Source organism: Virgifigura deserti, from assembly GCA_003576685.1.
Taxonomy (GTDB): domain Bacteria; phylum Pseudomonadota; class Alphaproteobacteria; order Dongiales; family Dongiaceae; genus Virgifigura; species Virgifigura deserti.
On record QOZR01000001.1, the window covers coordinates 208,162 to 225,659 of the forward strand.

The 17,498-nt window shown below is 65.0% G+C and carries 15 protein-coding genes; 9 read left to right on the forward strand and 6 right to left on the reverse strand.

Features of this window, described 5'->3' with window-relative positions:
- Positions 1–66 precede the first annotated feature (66 nt).
- The 3 genes from DT069_RS01095 to DT069_RS01105 all read left to right on the forward strand — a co-directional run bounded on the left by DT069_RS01095 (position 67) and on the right by DT069_RS01105 (position 5,003).
- The gene (locus DT069_RS01095; protein WP_425449914.1) at positions 67–942 is read left to right on the forward strand and encodes an AEC family transporter; all 876 of its coding nucleotides are present in this window, start codon (positions 67–69) and stop codon (positions 940–942) included.
- A gap of 24 nt (positions 943–966) precedes the next feature.
- Entirely contained in the window at positions 967–2,991 is a 2,025-nt protein-coding gene (locus tag DT069_RS01100) for a CocE/NonD family hydrolase (protein WP_119458418.1), read from the forward strand.
- Between the two features lie 83 nt (positions 2,992–3,074).
- Positions 3,075–5,003 (forward strand): AsmA family protein, encoded by a 1,929-nt coding sequence (locus tag DT069_RS01105; protein WP_119458419.1) that lies wholly within the window; start codon positions 3,075–3,077, stop codon positions 5,001–5,003.
- A gap of 4 nt (positions 5,004–5,007) precedes the next feature.
- On the opposite strand, the gene DT069_RS01110 is transcribed toward DT069_RS01105, so the two are convergent.
- Positions 5,008–5,601 (reverse strand): hypothetical protein, encoded by a 594-nt coding sequence (locus DT069_RS01110; RefSeq protein WP_119458420.1) that lies wholly within the window; start codon positions 5,599–5,601, stop codon positions 5,008–5,010.
- Between the two features lie 144 nt (positions 5,602–5,745).
- Here DT069_RS01110 and DT069_RS01115 point away from each other — a divergent pair, with 144 nt between their 5' ends.
- Entirely contained in the window at positions 5,746–6,540 is a 795-nt protein-coding gene (locus DT069_RS01115) for a maleate cis-trans isomerase family protein (protein ID WP_119458421.1), read from the forward strand.
- 30 nt (positions 6,541–6,570) lie between these two features.
- Positions 6,571–7,185, forward strand: a complete 615-nt coding sequence (locus tag DT069_RS01120) for a LysE family translocator (RefSeq protein WP_119458422.1) — start codon at positions 6,571–6,573, stop codon at positions 7,183–7,185.
- Here the strand turns inward: DT069_RS01120 and DT069_RS01125 are convergent.
- Positions 7,182–8,270, reverse strand: coding sequence for an alpha/beta fold hydrolase (locus DT069_RS01125; protein WP_425449915.1), 1,089 nt, complete (start codon positions 8,268–8,270; stop codon positions 7,182–7,184). The two genes, DT069_RS01120 and DT069_RS01125, sit on opposite strands and share 4 nt — an antisense overlap.
- 185 nt (positions 8,271–8,455) lie before the next feature.
- Here DT069_RS01125 and DT069_RS01130 point away from each other — a divergent pair, with 185 nt between their 5' ends.
- A complete protein-coding gene (locus DT069_RS01130; protein WP_119458423.1) occupies positions 8,456–9,406 on the forward strand; it encodes a glycosyl hydrolase family 28-related protein in 951 nt (316 codons plus the stop codon).
- A gap of 124 nt (positions 9,407–9,530) precedes the next feature.
- Here the strand turns inward: DT069_RS01130 and DT069_RS01135 are convergent, their stop codons facing one another.
- Entirely contained in the window at positions 9,531–10,781 is a 1,251-nt protein-coding gene (locus DT069_RS01135) for a D-amino acid dehydrogenase (protein WP_119458424.1), read from the reverse strand.
- Between the two features lie 123 nt (positions 10,782–10,904).
- Between DT069_RS01135 and DT069_RS01140 the strand changes: the two genes are divergently transcribed.
- Positions 10,905–11,393: a hypothetical protein gene (locus DT069_RS01140; protein ID WP_119458425.1), complete on the forward strand. Its 489-nt coding sequence runs from the start codon at positions 10,905–10,907 to the stop codon at positions 11,391–11,393.
- Positions 11,394–11,796: 403 nt separating this feature from the next.
- Here the strand turns inward: DT069_RS01140 and DT069_RS01145 are convergent, their stop codons facing one another.
- The 3 genes from DT069_RS01145 to DT069_RS01155 all read right to left on the reverse strand — a co-directional run bounded on the left by DT069_RS01145 (position 11,797) and on the right by DT069_RS01155 (position 14,340).
- Positions 11,797–12,321, reverse strand: coding sequence for a glycine cleavage system transcriptional repressor (locus tag DT069_RS01145; RefSeq protein WP_119458426.1), 525 nt, complete (start codon positions 12,319–12,321; stop codon positions 11,797–11,799).
- A 260-nt stretch (positions 12,322–12,581) separates the two neighbouring features.
- The gene (locus DT069_RS01150; protein WP_119458427.1) at positions 12,582–12,971 is read right to left on the reverse strand and encodes a DUF4168 domain-containing protein; all 390 of its coding nucleotides are present in this window, start codon (positions 12,969–12,971) and stop codon (positions 12,582–12,584) included.
- A gap of 190 nt (positions 12,972–13,161) precedes the next feature.
- The gene (locus DT069_RS01155; RefSeq protein WP_119458428.1) at positions 13,162–14,340 is read right to left on the reverse strand and encodes an NAD(P)/FAD-dependent oxidoreductase; all 1,179 of its coding nucleotides are present in this window, start codon (positions 14,338–14,340) and stop codon (positions 13,162–13,164) included.
- A 168-nt stretch (positions 14,341–14,508) separates the two neighbouring features.
- Here DT069_RS01155 and DT069_RS01160 point away from each other — a divergent pair, with 168 nt between their 5' ends.
- Both DT069_RS01160 and DT069_RS01165 read left to right on the forward strand, forming a co-directional pair.
- Complete coding sequence (locus tag DT069_RS01160; RefSeq protein ID WP_119458429.1) at positions 14,509–15,027, forward strand: GreA/GreB family elongation factor; 519 nt, start codon at positions 14,509–14,511, stop codon at positions 15,025–15,027.
- A 77-nt stretch (positions 15,028–15,104) separates the two neighbouring features.
- Entirely contained in the window at positions 15,105–17,456 is a 2,352-nt protein-coding gene (locus DT069_RS01165; RefSeq protein WP_119458430.1) for a trimethylamine N-oxide demethylase, read from the forward strand.
- Positions 17,457–17,498: the final 42 nt, after the last annotated feature.

Consider the following 17,498-nt stretch of genomic DNA (forward strand, 5'->3'; position numbering starts at 1 on the left):
AGAAGACCTCATGGGTGAGCCTGTCGAACCATGAGGGCGGGGCCGGGCATCCGGCGGGGGGCTTCCGTGTATTCCGATATGGCGGCGATCATTTCGCCGATCTTCATTTGCGCGGCGATCGGCTTCGTCTGGGGACGGCTCCAGCGGCCGTTCGACGTCGAACTCGTGACGGCGCTGGTCTCATCGGTAGGAACGCCCTGCTTGATCGGCGCGACCCTGACCAGCGTCGAGATCGACCTGCAGGCGGTCGGCGTGATGGCGGGGGCGACGCTGCTTGCCTTCGCGGGATTCGCCGCGATCGGCATCCTGGCGCTGCGATGGAGCGGGCTGGCGCTGCATTCCTTTCTCCCGGCCTTGATCTTCCCGAACTCCGGCAATATGGGGCTGCCGCTCTGCCTCTTCGCATTCGGCGATACCGGCCTGGCTTTCGCCATAGTCTTCTTCACGATCGCCTCGACCTTGCAGTTCACGCTCGGCATCGGCATCGCCGCCGGCACCTTCGCGCCCGGCCAGTTGCTGCGGATGCCGCAGCTCTATGCCGTAGGCTTCGCACTGCTGTTCTTGACGACCGGCACGCCGGTGCCGGGCTGGCTCGCGAACACGCTCGACCTGCTCGGCGGCCTGACGATTCCGCTGATGCTGATCGCGCTCGGCGTCGCGCTGGCGCGGCTGCGGGTGATCAGCATTCGGCGCAGCCTCGTTCTGTCGCTGGGTCGGCTGGGGATCGGCCTGGCGACGGGGCTTGTCGTCGCTTGGGCCTTCGACCTATCCGGTGTGGCGCGCGGTGTGCTGATCGTCCAAAGCGCAATGCCCGTGGCCGTGTTCAGCTATCTGTTCGCCCAGCTCTATCGCCGTGCACCGGAGGAGGTCGCCGGCATGGTCGTGATCTCCACTGCGATCTCCTTCGCCACCTTGCCGCTGCTGTTGCTTCTGGTGCTATGAGTCTTTGGAACCACAGGGGGAGAAATGAAGGTCGTTGAGGCATTCCCTCGTCCCGTCCGCGAGATCGAGAATTTCTGGATCCCGCTGTCCGATGGTTGCCGGTTGGCGGCGCGGATCTGGCTGCCGGAGAATGCCGAAGACGAACCGGTCCCGGCGATCCTCGAATGTCTTCCTTATCGCAAGCGCGACGGGACGGCATGGCGCGATGCCGAGATGCACCCTTATATCGCCGGGCACGGCTATGCCGCGGTGCGGGTCGATCTGCGCGGAAGCGGCGAGTCCGATGGCGTGCTGCCGGACGAATATACCGGCCAGGAGCATGACGACTGCGTCGAGGCGATCCGCTGGGTCGCGGCACAGCCTTGGTGCAACGGCAAGGCTGGCATGTGGGGAATCTCCTGGGGCGGATTCAATGCGCTGCAGGTGGCCGCGCGGCGACCGCCGGAACTGACGGCCATCGTCGCTGTGATGGCATCGGACGATCGCTACCATGACGACGTCCACTATATGGGCGGCTGCATGCTGCACGACAATTTCGCCTGGGCGTCGGCGATGTTCGCCTATCTCTCGCTGCCCCCCGATCCGAAGATCGTCGGCGAGGGCTGGCGCGAGATCTGGATGATGCGGCTGGACAATGCCCGGCTATGGCTACGCGACTGGCTGGCCCATCAACGCCGCGACGACTATTGGAAACACGGTTCGGTCTGCGAGGATTACAGCCGGATTGCCTGTCCGGTTTATGCCGTCGGCGGTTGGGAGGACGGTTATTCCAATGCCGTTCCGCGTCTCCTCGCAGGGCTGGACGTGCCGGCGAAGGGGCTGGCGGGGCCGTGGGGGCACGCCTATCCGCAGAATTCCTGCCCCGGCCCGTCGATTGGCTTCCTGCAGGAGGTGCTGCGCTGGTGGGATCATTGGCTGAAGGGCATCGATACCGGCATGATGGACGAGCCGGCCTACCGCGTCTGGATCAATGACAGCTATCCGCCGGCGCCGTTCAGCCCCGAGCGTCCAGGGCGATGGGCGGCGGAACCGGGCTGGCCATCGCCGCGGATCACCGAGCGACCGCTCTACCTCAACGATCGCAGGCTGGAAGATGCGCCGGGGGCGGAGCGACCGCTGACGATCTGCTCGCCGCAGGAGACCGGCGTCGGTGCGCTGGAATGGTGCTCCTATGGCGGGGCGGGGGGTGATCTGCCGACCGATCAGCGGGAGGACGATAGTCGGTCCCTCTGCTTCGATTCGACGCCGCTGTCGGAGGCACTCGAGATCCTCGGCCCGCCTGTCGCCCGGCTGGCATTCAGCGTCGATCGGCCGGTGGCGAGCGTGGCTGTCCGGCTGTGTGACGTGGCGCCCGACGGCGCCTCGACGCGGGTGACTTACAGCCTGTTCAACCTGACCCACTGGAACAGCCATGAAGCACCAGAGCCGCTGACCCCGGGGCGGCGGTATGAGACGGCGATTCCGCTCAACCACATTGCGCACCGGTTCCTTCCGGGGCATCGGCTGCGCCTCGCGGTTTCGACCTGCTATTGGCCGCAGATGTGGCCGTCGCCGGAGCCGGAGCCGGTGACGCTGACCCTGTTCGCAAGCGCGGGCCGGCTCGATCTGCCGGTGCGTCCGCCGCGGCCGGAGGACGACCTTCTGCCTGCTTTCGCCGAACCGGAGGGGGCGCCGCCGCTCGCCGCCCGGACGCTGCGGCCGGACCGGACGCAGCGGACCGTCTCGCAGGATCTCGCGACGGGCGAGACGCGCATAGTGATGGAGAAGGACAGCGGCGCCTTCCATATGGAGGCCATCGATCTCGACGTCGACTCGTCGGCCGTCGAGACCTACCGGGTTCGAGCCGGCGATCCGCTGTCGGCCCGCGGCGACATTGCTTATCGGCAGGGCCTGGGACGAGGCGATTGGCGGGTGAGGACCGAAACGCGAACCTCGATCTGCCTGACGGCGACCGCGTTTCAGGTCACAGCGAATCTGGATGCCTATGAGGGCGATCGGCGGGTGTTTGGCAAGACCGAGAGTTTCACCGTGCCGCGCGACCTCACATAGCGCCTCACGGTTAAGGCACCGGGAACCCGAACCGATGACAAGTGTTTTCAGCATATTGAAACAGCAGGTAGTGACCAGGGTCCATGCGCATATTGAAGTGGGTCGGTCTCGGGCTGCTTGTTGTGCTGTTATTGCTGGCCGGTGGCATCTACTTCCTCGTCACGTCGCCATTCATCAAGAACCAGATCGTCGAACGGTCGAGCGCGGCCGCGGGGCGTGAGGTTGCGATCGACGGGGATGTGGAGATCGATTGGTCGCTCACTCCCCGTATCCGGATCAACAAGCTCCGCGTTGCCAATACCGAGTGGGGCCGCAGGCCCGACATGGTGTCCATCGACCGCGCCGAGGTGAGCATCAAGCTCCTCGATCTGCTGCGGGGGCGCGTGACGCTGCCGGAGGTGCGGCTGATCAGGCCGAAGGTCCTGCTCGAGAAGAACGCGGACGGGACGGCGAACTGGACGTTCGGCGAGAATCCGGCGGCGGCAACGGCGGTCGAGGCGACAGCGCCCGATGAGCGGCAGGAGTTCCCGGTCATCGGCAAGCTCGTGATCGACGACGGAACGCTCGATTACCACGATCCGACCCAGGAGATCGAGATATCGAGCAAGGTGAACACCGCGGTCGGCACGGCCGGCGGTGCGGAGCAGACGACGCTGCGTGGCAATGGTCGTTTCGCCGGCGAGCCTTTCACGCTGGAGGTGACGGCCGGTGCGCTGCTGGCGCTGCGCGAGACGGACAAACCATATCCGGTCTCGGTCAACGCCGCTGTCGGACAGACGAAGTTGACGGTTGACGGCACGCTGCAGGACCCGCTCAAGATGTCCGGGCCGAACCTGGAAATGGATCTGCGCGGCCAGGATCTCGCCGACCTGTTCCCGCTCTTCGGCATCCCGATTCCACCGACGCCGGTCTATGCCCTGTCCGGAAAGCTGACCCATGAGGGCGATGTCTGGGCGTTCAAGGGCTTCTCCGGCACGGTCGGCGACAGCGACCTGTCCGGCGATTTCTCCCTCGACGTCGGCGGCGAGCGTCCGGTCGCACGCGCCACCCTCGTCTCGCAGAAGCTTGATTTCGACGATCTCGCTGGCTTCATCGGCGCGCCGCCGGACGACAAGGCGGAAGAGGAAGACGACGGGCGCGTCCTGCCGGATCAACCGGTCAATCTGGAGCGGCTGCGCGCCATGGACATGGAGGTGAGCTTTTCCGGCGAGGAGGTCCTCGCCCCCGGCCTGCCGCTCGACGATCTGCAAACCAAGCTGAATCTCGAGGATGGCAGGCTCGTGCTCGACCCCCTAAGCTTCGGCATCGCCAGCGGCACGGTGGATGGGCGGTTGATCCTCAACGGCCGCCAAGCCGTCTCTTCGGTCAGGGCCGACCTGCGGATCAGCCAACTGAATCTCCAGGAATTCTTCAAGGAGTCCGAGTTCGCCAATGACATGGGAGGTACGTTCGGCGGTCACATCGATCTGACCGGCGAAGGCAATAGCTTCGCCGAAATCCTCGGTTCGAGCGACGGCTCCCTCGCTATCGTGATGGGCGGCGGCAAGTTCAGCAACCTGCTGCTGGAGGTCGCCGGCATCGACGTCGCCGAAGCGCTCGGCTTTGTGTTGACCGAGGACCAGCCGGTCGCCGCCCGCTGCGTCGTCGCCGATTTCCATGTCAGGGACGGCCTCATGCGCACCAAGACGGCGGTGATCGACACGACCGACACAAACATTACCGTCGAGGGGGCGATCGATCTCGGGACCGAAGCGATGGAACTGGGGATGGAGGCCCATCCGAAGGATCCGAGCCTGCTCTCGGCACGCTCGCCGGTGAACATCACCGGCACCTTCGCAAGCCCCGAGTTCGGCGTCGATCCCGGCCCACTGGTCGCCCGCGGGGCCGCCGCTGCGGCGCTCGGCGTGCTGCTGACTCCGCTGGCCGCGCTCCTGCCCATGGTCGAACTCGGACTTGGCGAGGACAGCCCCTGTTATCAGCTCATCCATCAAGCGCAGGAGTCCAAGGGCTGACGCCTCAATGCTCCGCGAGAGTCGCGGCCGTCACGGTTTCGCCGATGGCCGCGACCAGGGCCGGAACCATCCTGCGGCTGGCGATGACCGGCGTATCCGTCTGCCGCAGCTCGGCGACTTCACCGCGCCAGAGATAGCGGCAGATATGCCCCTGATGATCGGCGCCGTGGATCGCCAGGGAGATCCGGAACTCCCGATCGGGCAGGGGGTCGGGATTGCGTTGGCGCCGCAACAGGCTGTCCTCATTGGAAGACCAAAGATTGACCGTGATTTCCAGCCCCCCGGAATCGATATCGATCTCTCCCATGCCGTCATACTCGCGGACGGGTGGGCGATAGACCTCCGCTTCGATGTCGATAACGAGGGGTGCGTCATTGCGCACGGCGTAGCCTCGGGATTCGAGGCTCGCCGCGACCAGCCGCCTGATCTGATGGCTCAACTCCGTATCGTCCCGCATCCGCAGGCGAAAGGCGGCGCTTTCGGGAAGCGGGCTGTAGACGACGGCCGTGACGAGCATGTCGTCCCGTTCGGATTGCGCCAAGCCCGGGATCGGAAGAGCGGCCACAATCACCACAGGTAGAATGCTGACAAGCCTCATGACCGCCTCTCCGTAGCTGCCGGTTTCCGCACCCCCCTGGAAATATCCGTAGAAACCCAACGTCCTGAATGTCGGGAAAGTTCAATGACCGGTGGAAAAAATTGACCTAAACTGCCGGTAGACGGGCGCCGAGGGAGACCGCTCATGACGGAAGCAGCCTTGCGCAAGATCGACAACGGAGGTGTGGTCAGCCGGACCAACATGCCGTTCACCCTCGACACTGGAATCGGCCACCGGGCCGCGATCGGCCTGGTCGTGCTGGCGACGGACCATACGATCGAGCATGAGTTCCGGCAGATGCTGGGCCTCGACGGTGTTACCGTCTATCACAGCCGGATCCGGAACGCGGCCGAGATCAATCCGACGACGCTTGCGGAGATGGAGCGGGGGATCGCGGCGGCAGCCGAGGTCATCCTGCCAGGCACGTCTCTCGACGTCGTCGCCTATGGCTGCACCTCGGGCAGCGTGGTGATCGGCGAGGAGGCGGTGTTCGCCCGCATCCGCGAGGCGCGGCCCGGCGTCGCCTGCACGACGCCGATCACGGCGGCGCTCGCGGGATTGAAGCGGCTGGGCGCCCGCCGCATCGCCCTGCTGACACCCTATGTCGAATCGGTCAACCTTATGCTGCGCGACTTCATCGAGGCGCGGGATATCGCGGTGCCGGTGATGGGCTCGTTCAATCACGAGAATGATAACGAGGTTGCGCGCATCGCGATGTCGTCGATCCGCGAGGCCGTGCTCGACCTCGGCCGCGAGCCGGGCGTCGACGCGGTGTTCGTGTCCTGCACCAGCCTGCGGGTCGCCGCGATCGTCGAGGCGGTGGAGGCGGAGCTCGGCAAGCCGGTCACCTCCAGCAACCACGCGCTCGCTTGGCACTGCCTGCGGCTCGCCGGCTATGCGGAGCCGGTAGCAGGCTTGGGGCAGTTGTTTCGGGTTTGAGCGACGCGGCCGCCTTGGGAAAGAGGCTGAATGACGCTAACGAGTTGGGTATCCCTGGCGGCGGTCTGTATTGCCGGTGCGATGTCGCCCGGGCCCAGCCTTGCGGTCGTGGCCCGGCACACCCTGGTGAACTCCCGCGCGCATGGCATGGCGACCGCGCTCGCCCACGCGCTCGGAATCGGCTTCTACGCATTGCTGACCAGCTTCGGCCTGGCGGTGGTCGTCGCGCACAACCCGACGATCTACAGGGCGCTGACGATTGGCGGTGCCCTCTATCTGGCGTGGCTCGGCATCAAGGCGCTGCGGTCTTCCGGTGAGGCAGCGGCGTTTGCTTCCGCGGACGAGCGGCCTGCCTCCATTGCCGCAGCGGCGCGAGACGGCTTTCTTATCTCGATCCTGAATCCGAAGATTGCCGTGTTCTTTCTGGCGCTGTTCAGCCAATTCGTGCGTCCGGGCATGAGCGAGGGCGAGCATGCGATCCTGTGGGCTACTGCCGCCGGGATCGACGGCATCTGGTACGCTGTCGTCGCCCTGGCGCTGTCCCAGGCCGCGCTGCTCGAACGGTTCCGCCGCCGCACTCGGCTGATCGACCGCATCACGGGCTGTATCCTGCTCGCGCTCGCAGTGCGGGTGGTCACGCTCTAAGAGCGCGCAACGGCGTCGATCGCTGCCAGCACCCGCTCCGGCGCGCTATGGTGAACCATATGTCCGGCGCCGGGGACCGGTCTGAACTCGGCGTGCGGCAGCGCATGGGGGAGGCGGGCCGACTGCCGTGCGACGTCGACCAGCCGGTCGCCAGTCCCCGCCATGATCACCGCCGGTATGCGCAGCGCCCGATAGCGGCGGCGCAGGGCTATCGTTGCCGGAATCATCAATGCCGCTTCCGCGGCGCTCGCCCGAATCTGCGAAGGGCGCAGGGAAAGGCCGAAGGGAAAGCCGGCAGCGAAGCGGGGCGGTACCGGGGCCGGCGCGAAGAGTTGCCGGAGGAGGCGGGGCAGCAACAGGCGACTGAGCAGCGGCGCGATCGTATAGCGCAGCAGGTCGCCCAGTACCGGCAGGGCAGGCAGCGAAACCAGCGTCACGTCCAGCCGAGGCGTCGGAAAATAATAGCCTGAGAGGAGAACAAGGCCGCGAATCTCGGCCGGATAACGCGACGCGAGCGCCAGCGCGACGAGAGTCCCCCAGGAATGGCCGACGACGATGGGCCGCTCGACACCCAGCCGCCGCAACGCTTCGCGCAGCAGCTCTGCCTGCGCCGCGGGAGTCCAAAGCCGGGTCCGTGGTCGGGTGCTGTAGCCATAGCCCGGCCGATCGAATGCGAGGACGCGATGACGCTCGGCCGCAAGCCCGAAAACGCCGCTGATCGCGAAATCCTGAACCATGGCGCCATTGCCATGCAGCAGGACGACCGCGGGCTCGCCCGACCCCTGATCGACGAGGTGCAACCGTGCCCCGTCGATCTCCAGAAAGCGGCCAAGCGGCGGGTTTTCGCGTTCCGCCCGGCGCGCCCGGGCATGGACGAGGAGCGCCACCGCCGCAGTGGCGGTGACCGCAGCAATCGAGAGGATGCCGGCCCTGCCTGGTAGGCGGTTGGCGGGGGTGTTGCTCCTGCGCGCTCGTGGTGTGTCGACGGCCATGAAGGTCTCCAGATAGTGGCACTGATTGGAGCGCCTATCGAGGATCAGCTGTTCCTCGTTGCCGCTGCCACTGCGCACGATATCAAAGCGCATCGAGTGAACCTGAAACCCCGGTGATGGTTCCGTGATCGTTTGGGGCGCAACCGTTCATTTTTTCCACCCGATAATGCCACACACAGGCAACAAAGAATTTGGCATTGCTGTCTACCGACCAAACACCGGCAGTAAGGTATTAGAGCGTATACCGTTTGGTCGTTTCCTTCCATATCGGAGGCGTTATGAACGCAGAAACTACAAATGCCATGTCGCAGGATCTCGACAAACATCTGAATATCTCAGAATCAGCCGTCGATATTTCAGAATTCGGTGCGAAAGGTGATGGAAGTACCGACGACACTGCTGCGATCCAGTCGGCGCTCGACTATCTCGAAGAGCATGGCGGCACGCTGAATCTTGAATCCGATCAAACCTATAGCGTCGCTGAGGGCTTGCTGCTGCAGGATGCGGCGAACTTCAAGATCGACGGGAACGGTGCCACGATCAAGGTGACGGACGACGCCCCAGCGGGTGAAGACCCGGCGGATGAAGACTCGACGGCAGAAGGAGGTTCCGCTCTCCGGATCGAGGGTTCCAATCACTTCGCGATCGCCGATCTCGCCATCGACGATAGTGGGGCGTCGGCGGACGGAGATGCCGCCATCGAGGTCGCCAACGGCTCGAATTTCTACCTGTCCGAGGCGTCGTCGGTCAATTTCGAGAATATCGGCGGGCCGGCGGTCAATCTGAGCGTGTTGGCTGCCGCAGACGCCGACATCGCAAACGACGATGCTGATGGCCAAGTCCAGTCCGAGGTCGCCGCCGACGCCGATGCCGAGATCGGATCGGCGTCCGAGGATTCGGATGCCGGCGATGACCTGGCGAGCAACCCAGCCTCAACCGATGGCGCCGTCGCCGCGGACGAGGATGATGCCCTAAGTCAATCCGTGGGCGGCCTTCTGGCTGGCGAGACCGACGCGGAGACCCTCGACTTCTCGTCGCTCAGCGGAGAGGGCGCCGTTGAGGAGAGCGGCGGCGTCGACGATCAGCAACTCCTCGACGCTGCGAGCGGCGGCGATCTCGCCACCGCGACAGACGACACGGCCGTAACGCCGGAGACCGGACAGGATGACGTCGCGCTCCTCGGCGTCACACCGCAGGTGGACGGCGACTTCGGCTTCGCCACGAGCTAGCCGCAGCCCCCGCGGCTAGGGCGCGGGCGCCGGCACGGTGTTCCTCGACTGAGGGACATCGTGCCGGCATCGCGCCGAGACGGGTTCAAGGGGACGCTTCTCGATACGGCGCTCCCGCGCTCGGTCAATACCGCTCCAGCGTGAGCCCTGACAGATCCATCTCCGGCACTCGGCCGCCGATCAGGTCGGCGGTGATGCGGGCGGTGCCGCAGGCCATGGTCCAGCCCATATGGCCGTGTCCGGTGTTGAACCAAAGATTGGCGTGCCGCGCCTTGCCGAGAATCGGCGGGCCGTCCGGCGTCATCGGCCGCAGGCAGGCCCAATAGCCCGGCTTGTCGTAGGCGCCGCCGCGCGGAAATAGCTCGCGCGCGACCCGCAGCAAGCCGGCGAAGTGTTCCGGTGCATGGCTGGTGTCGTAGCCGGCGAAGTCCGCCGTCCCGGTGAGCCGAAGGCGATCGCCCATGCGGGCGAAGGCGACGAGATGGCCCTCATCGACGCCGCCGACCGTCGGCGCTTCATGCTGCTCCTCGATCGGAACCGTGACCGAATAGCCCTTGATCGGATAAACGGGGAGGGCGATCCCGAGCGGACGAACCAGGAAGGGGCTGTAGCTGCCGAGCGCCAGGACATAGCTGTCGCCGACGACCTCTCCGGCTTCCGTCACGACACGCGCGATCCGGTCGCCATCGGCCTCGAGCCCGGTAATCCGAATCCCGAGCCTGAAGGTCACGCCGAGATCCTCGCACCGGCGGGCGAGACGTTCGGTGAAGAGCAGCGCATCGCCGCTTTCGTCGGTCGGCGCATAGATCGCGCCGGCGAGCCTGTCCTTGATATGCCGAAGCTGCGGCTCGATCTCGACGCAGCGCTCGGGGTCGATGGCCTGAAGCGTCAGTCCCTGACCCTTCAGCACGGCCATATTCCGGATGCCGGTTTCGAAATGCGCCGGATCCCGATAGAGATAGAGGCAGCCGCGGGTCACCTCGTCATAGCGGAGACCGGTCTCCTCGCGCAGTGCGATCAAGACCTGCTGGCTATAGCGGCAGAGCGCCAGCTTGCGCACCGTGTTGGCGCGGTTGCGTGCGGCGGTGCAATTGGCGAGGAAGCGAAGGCTCCAGGCCCATAGTCTGGGGTCGGCCGTGAGCCGGAACCGCAGCGCGGTGTCTTCGCGATAGAGCGACTGCAGCAGGATCTTCGGCGCGCGCGGCGAGGCCCAGGCATAGGCATGTCCGGGGGCGATCAGCCCGGCATTGGCGAAGCTGGTCTCCCGCCCGACGGCCGGCTGGCGATCGATCACCGTCACCTCATGGCCTGCCTTTGCGAGGTAGTAAGCGGTCGTGACTCCGATGACGCCGCCGCCGAGAACAATCGACTTCATGGGCTCGTCCCCTCCCTGCGGAGGCTTGCCGCCTCCGACTTGTGACCTTCCAAGCATATTCCTAGAATGGAACCACTCGTCCAGAGGGGTCGTTGAAACAGGCGGCTCAAGGGAGATTGGTGAATGGGGAAAAGTCTGCGCCGTAGCCTGCGCTCGGCGATTTACGCTGCGGTATTGCTTTCGGCCCTCGGCCATGTATCGGCCGCGTTGGCCCAATCGGATGAAAGCGGGCCAGCGCTGTCCGCCGAGGAAGTGAGCGCTTGTTTGTGTCTGCAGCAGGAGATTGATGAGCTTCGCCGGGAAACCGAGCTTCAGGGTGCGCTTCGACAAGAACGCAAGGCGGAGTTGAGCCAGATCGATCAGCAGATCGAGCGGAACCGGGTTGTCGTGGACGTCGGCAATCCGGAAGCGGTCAAGAGCCTGCAGCAACTCGTGGCACGGCAGCAAATGCTGCGGGATTTGCTGCGAAATGATATCCGCCAGTCACAACAGGCGAGTATCGAGCGGCTGAATGCGCGGGTGGCAACTTATAACGAAAAATGCACGACCCGGCCGATGTTCAAGCTCGAAGTCGAGCGCGCGCAGGCCAACCTGCAATGTCCGGCGCTCTGATTCCCTATTGAGCGATCTGGAACCGTTTGCGAGTGGGTTCCGAGAAGCTTCCATCTCGTCATTGCCGGGCTCGACCCGGCAATCCAGGAAACCGGGCGAGAGCCCTGCCTCATGATCCATCGATACCCGGGTCAAGTCCGGGCATGGCATTGAATAATATCCCCGAAGCGTCCAAAGCTCGTCGGCGACACCGCTCCTGTTGCAAGGCGGTGCCCCCGCGCCTATCTTTGGGCTGTCCCATCAACAACGAAAGGAGGTGATCCCGTGTCTCATCTGAACGTCGGCGGAGACCGCCTCAGCTTCGGCCGGGGTCGCTCGACCCGCTGACGCTTTCCGGGAGGGCCGCCTTCGGGCGGCCCTCTTTTCATTGGAGGGCCGGTCCGGTCGGCCGGTCAGCGCATTTTCAAACCGCCGCCCAGCGACAGGTGAGCTTCAGCTCGCCGGCGGTGTTTGCGACGGTGGCGAGGCATGTCTCGACCTTTGCCTCAGGGATCCAGACCGCCAGGCGCAGAACGTATTTGGCACCGCCGACGGCTGGAACCCGGCTCGAATTCAGCCGGACGATGTTGGCGCCGAACTCGACGAAGACTTCGCTAAGGCGTGCGATCAGGCCAGGGCTGTCTTCGCCGTGGATCTCGATCCGATGCGTGATCTCGGCGGACGGTCCATGCACCGATTCATAGGAGAAGGGGGAAACCGTCAGCTTGGCGCCCTTCAGTTCGGGCAGGCCGCGCATGTCCCCTTCGACGGTCTCGAGCGGGACATCCGTGGGCAGTTCGCAGACCGTGGTGAACTCCGCGCCGCTGCCGAGAACCGCGAAGGTAGTATCGCCGAGGTTGGCGCCGAGATCGAAAAGCCGCGCCGTTATGGCCGAGATCAGGCCGGCGCGGTCTTCGCAGATAATTGAGATCAGGGCGGTGTTTGCCATGGCGGGGTCCTGCAGTGACGATAGAGGTTGCCTCGCCATCATGCGCAAAAATCCACGAAAGGGAAGTAATTGAGATCCTTCCCACTCGTGGGCCCTCTCGCGGGCTTCGCCCGCGGCACCTCGGAATCCGGGGCAGATGGACCGGGGCTGACCGACCGGAGAAGATCGGCCGTCCATACATAATCCCTCGAACTATGATTCCCCGGTACGCCGGCGAAGCCGGAGAGAGGATCCGCGCCTGCCTCTTTACGAAATGCCTCTTACTGGGCGTCCCGGTAAATCTGCGCCAGCCGGTTGTTCAGTTCCGGGTCGGCCATGGCAGCCTGGTAGATCTCTCGGTACCGCTCCGGGGTCAGCCCCTCCTCCTGAACGGCGGCAGCCATTTCGGCGTTGGCTTGGCTGCGCAGCTGCATAGCGGTCGTCTCGTCCTCGGCGCCTTCGATCTGCGAGCTCCATTTCTGCCCGATCTCGTTCACTTTTTCCGTCGCGGCGACGAAGGACTCGAGGTCCTGCTGGCTGTAGGCCGTTTCAGCGCTTGTCGCCGGGGGCTGAGTCTCGGTGGTTTGCGCCTGAATGGAAGGCACGGCGCCGATCACCAGAAAACCAGCCAGAAGCGCACCGGCAGAAAGTGCTGCGATACGTAGTGTCATCAATCTGTCCTTTCATCTCTTCAAGCGAGGGCACCGGAGCAGGCACAGGACGGCCGCGCTCCGGTGACAATGCCACGAACAGAGTAAAGACAAATCCGGCGTCGATGGTTCCGTGAGAAACTTGGGGCCGAGATGGGGCAGGGGGCGTCATCCGCCCCCGTCACACGATCCTCGTCACACGATATTGATGTCACACGACATTGAGTTCGCGGATCGGCTCGCCGGTAAGGATTCGGTCATAGGCGAATCGCCGTAGATCGAGCGTGCGATAGGCGCCATAGACGATCAACTCGCTGATTGCCCGGCCGACGGCCGGCGATTGCTGCAGGCCATGGCCGCTGAATCCGTTCGCGAAGAAGAAGTTCCCGACCTCCGGGTGAGGGCCGAGGATCGCGTTCTGGTCGAGCATATTGTAGTCGTAGTGGCCGGCCCAGGCGCGAACCAGCTTGATCGCCTCGAAGGCAGGCACCCGGTGCGCGAGCGTCGGCCAGATGATCTCCTCGAACGGCGCATAGTCGATCTCGAAATCGAGGCAATCGGCGTCCGCCGTTTCCGGCGGAGAGACGCCGCAGATGAAACCAGCGCCTTCAGGCCGGAAATAGACGCCGCTCGGGTCGATCAGCAGCGGCGCGCCGGAAATTTCGGTCCGGCAATCGAAGACATAGACGAAGCGCTTGCGTGGCCGCACCGGCAGTTCGAGGCCGGCCAGGCGCGCGACATCCGCTGCCCTGAAACCAGCGGCGTTGACGACCGCGGCGCAGCCGATCCTGCCGGCCTCGCCGAGGCGTACGCCCGTGATCCGCCCATCCTCGCGGTCGAGACCGACGACCTCGTCCTTCACATAGTCCACCCCGAGAGATCGGGCCTTCCTGCGAAAGGCCTGGAGCAGCGCGTAGGGGTCGAGCCAGCCCTCGTCGGCGAGGCCGAGCGATCCACCGGCCAGATCCTCGACGTTCAGCCAGGGGAAATGCTGCCGCAGCTCGGCAGGCGACAGCAGCGCCACCTGCGCGCCCAGCGAGGTCTGGACGGCATGGTTCCCGGTCAGCACCGGCAGGCCCGCCTCGGTCGCCAGGAACAGATAGCCGGCTTCGACGAAGGATACCTCCGGCGCTTCGCCGTCCACGGCGAGGTGATCGCCGATGGATTTGAGGAAGGCCGCGCCGAAGCTCGACATCCGGATGTTCTCGGGCGTCGAGAACTGCTGGCGGATACCGCCGGCCGAACGGCCCGTCGCCGCCTCGCCATAGGTCGGGTCCCGCTCGACGACCAGGATGGAGCCTTGAAAGTCGGTCTGACCGGCAAGGAAATATGCGACGGCGCTGCCCACAACGCCACCGCCGATGATGACGGCATCATAGGATTGCAACATGCTTGACCCGGTCAGTCGGCAAAGCCTGATTCGAGGAGGCCGCGAATGCGACCGATCTTGTTCGGGAAGATCTAACCCGATCCTGCGGTCGCCAACAACGGTCTATCATCGACCGCCGGTCTCGTCTTATGCTGATCGGACCCGCGGCAAGAACGGGAGACCGAAGAGATGAGTCGTGCATTCGTGAAAGAGACGGACGGCGATCAAATCGGCGATGAGTTGCCGGAACGGCCGCAGAGTCGGTATCCGAACTACGTCACGCCGAACGGGCTCGCGGGCCTGCAGGCCCAACTGCATGAGTTGCAGGAACAACGGCGGAGGCTCGCCGAGCATTCGGACGAGTTGTTGAACAAGGAGACGCTGAAGCATGTCGAGCGCGACCTGCGCTATGTGCAGGAACGCGTCGACAGGGCGATTCTGATCGACCCGGCGGGCCAGCCGGCCGACGAGGTCAGCTTCGGCGCGACCGTGAAGACGGTCGACGAGAACGACAACGAGCGGGACTTCACCATCGTCGGCGAGGACGAGGCCGATGTCCCCGCGGGCAAAATCAGCTGGGTTTCGCCCCTGGCGCGCGCGATGATGGGCGCGGCGGTTGGCGACACTGTGGTCTGGAAACGGCCCGCCGGCGACATGGAATTGGAAATTTTGTCGATTCGGTATGCGGATCCAGCGCATAAGGTTTAGTCCTCGGGATTCAGCCCTTTGGGTTTGATCCCAACCCTCACCCCGATCTGCCACGTCCTAGCCAGAGAGGCGATCCGATGAGTGCCAATCCCAACCTCGCCGCGGTTCGCCCGCGCCTGCTGGAGCCGGGCCTGCCGGTCTTCAAGCCGGGGGTCGAGCGCTATCCTGTCCGCGGCGCCGGCGCCATCGTGGTTCAGCTCTGGCCGGGCGACGAGATCACGATCATTGACCGCGAGGGGCGGCAGCGCTGCGAGGTTGCGGCATTCGCGCCTGACGGCCGGGAGGATCTGGCGGCGCTGAACCTGCGGGCGAGCGCCGGCTCGCCGGGCATCAACCGGCTGCTCTCCAGCGGTGGTGAGGATGCGCGGACCGTCGGTGCGGCACTGCGGGCGCGCGGCCTGCCGGCCGAGATCGCCAAGGCGGCGCATCTCTTCACCGGCGACTCCCTGCCGGGCGAGGCGGTCAAGGCCCAGGCCGAGCGTGAGGTCATCTGCATCGTCCATGCGCCGGGCGGCCCGATGCTCGTCGATGCCCAGAACCCGCCGACCGACCTGACGGTGATGATCCGCCGGGCGCGGGTCACGCCGCTGATCGAGCCGCCACTGCCGGCGCCGCTCGCCGACCTGCGCGACGAACTGCGGATCGGCAACTCTTCCGCGCGCGCCTATGAGGTCAAAGCCGGCGAGTATATCCAGATTCTCGACGTCGCCGGGCGGCAATGCTCGGACTTCCTCGCCTTCAACGCGCGCCAGCTCGAGCGCGGGGTCGAGCGCGGGCTCGACAATCTGACGACGCGCACGCTGATGGCAAGCGCCTATCCGGCGCCCGGCCTGTTCTCGAAATTCTTCGACGCGGACATGCAGCCGCTGGTCGAGGTGGTGCGCGACACGGTTGGCCGCCATGACAGCTTCGCGCTCGCCTGCACGGCGAAATATTACGACGACATGGGCTATCCGGGCCATGTCAACTGCACGGAAAATTTCAACCGTCAGCTAGAGGGCTATGGCGTTGCCGAGCGCAAGGGCTGGCCGGCGATCAATTTTTTCTACAACACCGGTATAGACGCGCATAACGTCCTCTTTCTCGACGAGCCGTGGTCGCGGCCGGGCGATTACGTGCTGCTGCGGGCGCTGACCGATCTGGTCTGCGCCTCGTCGGCCTGCCCCGACGACATCGATGCGGCAAATGGCTGGAATCCGACCGATATTCATGTTCGTATTTATCCGGCCGACAACACCTTCTCGAAAGCGGTGGCCTATAGAATGAGCCCGGATGCTGATCCCCAGCTGACCCGTGAGACGGCGTTCCACCCGCGGACGTCGGCCCTCACGCGCAATTTCGTCGAGTATCGCGGCTTCTGGCTGCCGACCAAGTTCAACAATTACGGCGCGATCGAGGAGTATCACGCCTGCCGCGAGGCGGCGGTGGTGATGGACCTCAGCCCCTTGCGCAAGTTCGAGGTGCTGGGCCCCGACGCGGAGAACCTGATGCAACTCGCCTGCACGCGCAATATCCGGCGGCTGTCGGTCGGGCAGGTGGTCTATACGGCGATGTGCTACGAGCATGGCGGCATGCTCGATGACGGCACGGTCTTCCGCCTCGGGCCTGACAATTTCCGCTGGATCGGCGGCGACGAATATGGCGGCAAATGGCTGCGCGAGTTGGCCGAGACGCACGGCCTCAGGGCTTGGGTGAAGTCGTCCACGGATCAGCTCCACAACATCGCCGTGCAGGGGCCGAAGAGTCGCGAGATCCTGAAGCAGGTGATCTGGACCCCGCCGGCCCAGCCGGCGCTCGACGAGGTGGCGTGGTTCCACTTCACGATCGGCCGCATCGGCGACTTCAACGGCGCGCCGGTGCTGGTGTCGCGCACCGGCTACACCGGCGAGCTCGGCTATGAGGTGTTCTGCCATCCGAAAGACGCGCTCTCCGTCTGGGACGCGGTGTGGGAGGCGGGCAAGCCGCACGGGCTGGCGCCGCTCGGGCTCGAGGCGCTCGACATGCTGCGGATCGAGTCGGGCCTGATCTTCGCTAACTACGAGTTCGACGACCAGACCGACCCGTTCGAGGCCGGCATCGGCTTCGCCGTGGCGTTGAAGGGCAACGAGGAGTTCGTCGGCCGCGAGGCGCTGGTCCGGCGCAAGGAGCATCCGCAGAAGAAGCTGGTTGGGCTGGAGCTCGAAGGGAACGAGCCGGCGGCGCATGGCGACTGCGTCCATATCGGCCGGGCGCAGGTTGGTGTGGTGACCAGCGGCACCCGCTCACCGATCCTGAAGAAGAACATCGCGCTCTGCCGTATGGACCTGGCCCATGCCGAGATCGGCACAGAGGTCGAGGTCGGCAAGATCGACGGTCATCAGAAACGCATCCCGGCGACCGTTGTGCGCTTCCCCTTCTACGACCCGGAGAAGCTGAAGCCACGGTCGTGAGTGCGGTCACAGTTTGGAGTTATTCCGTCACGTCAGGAGAAT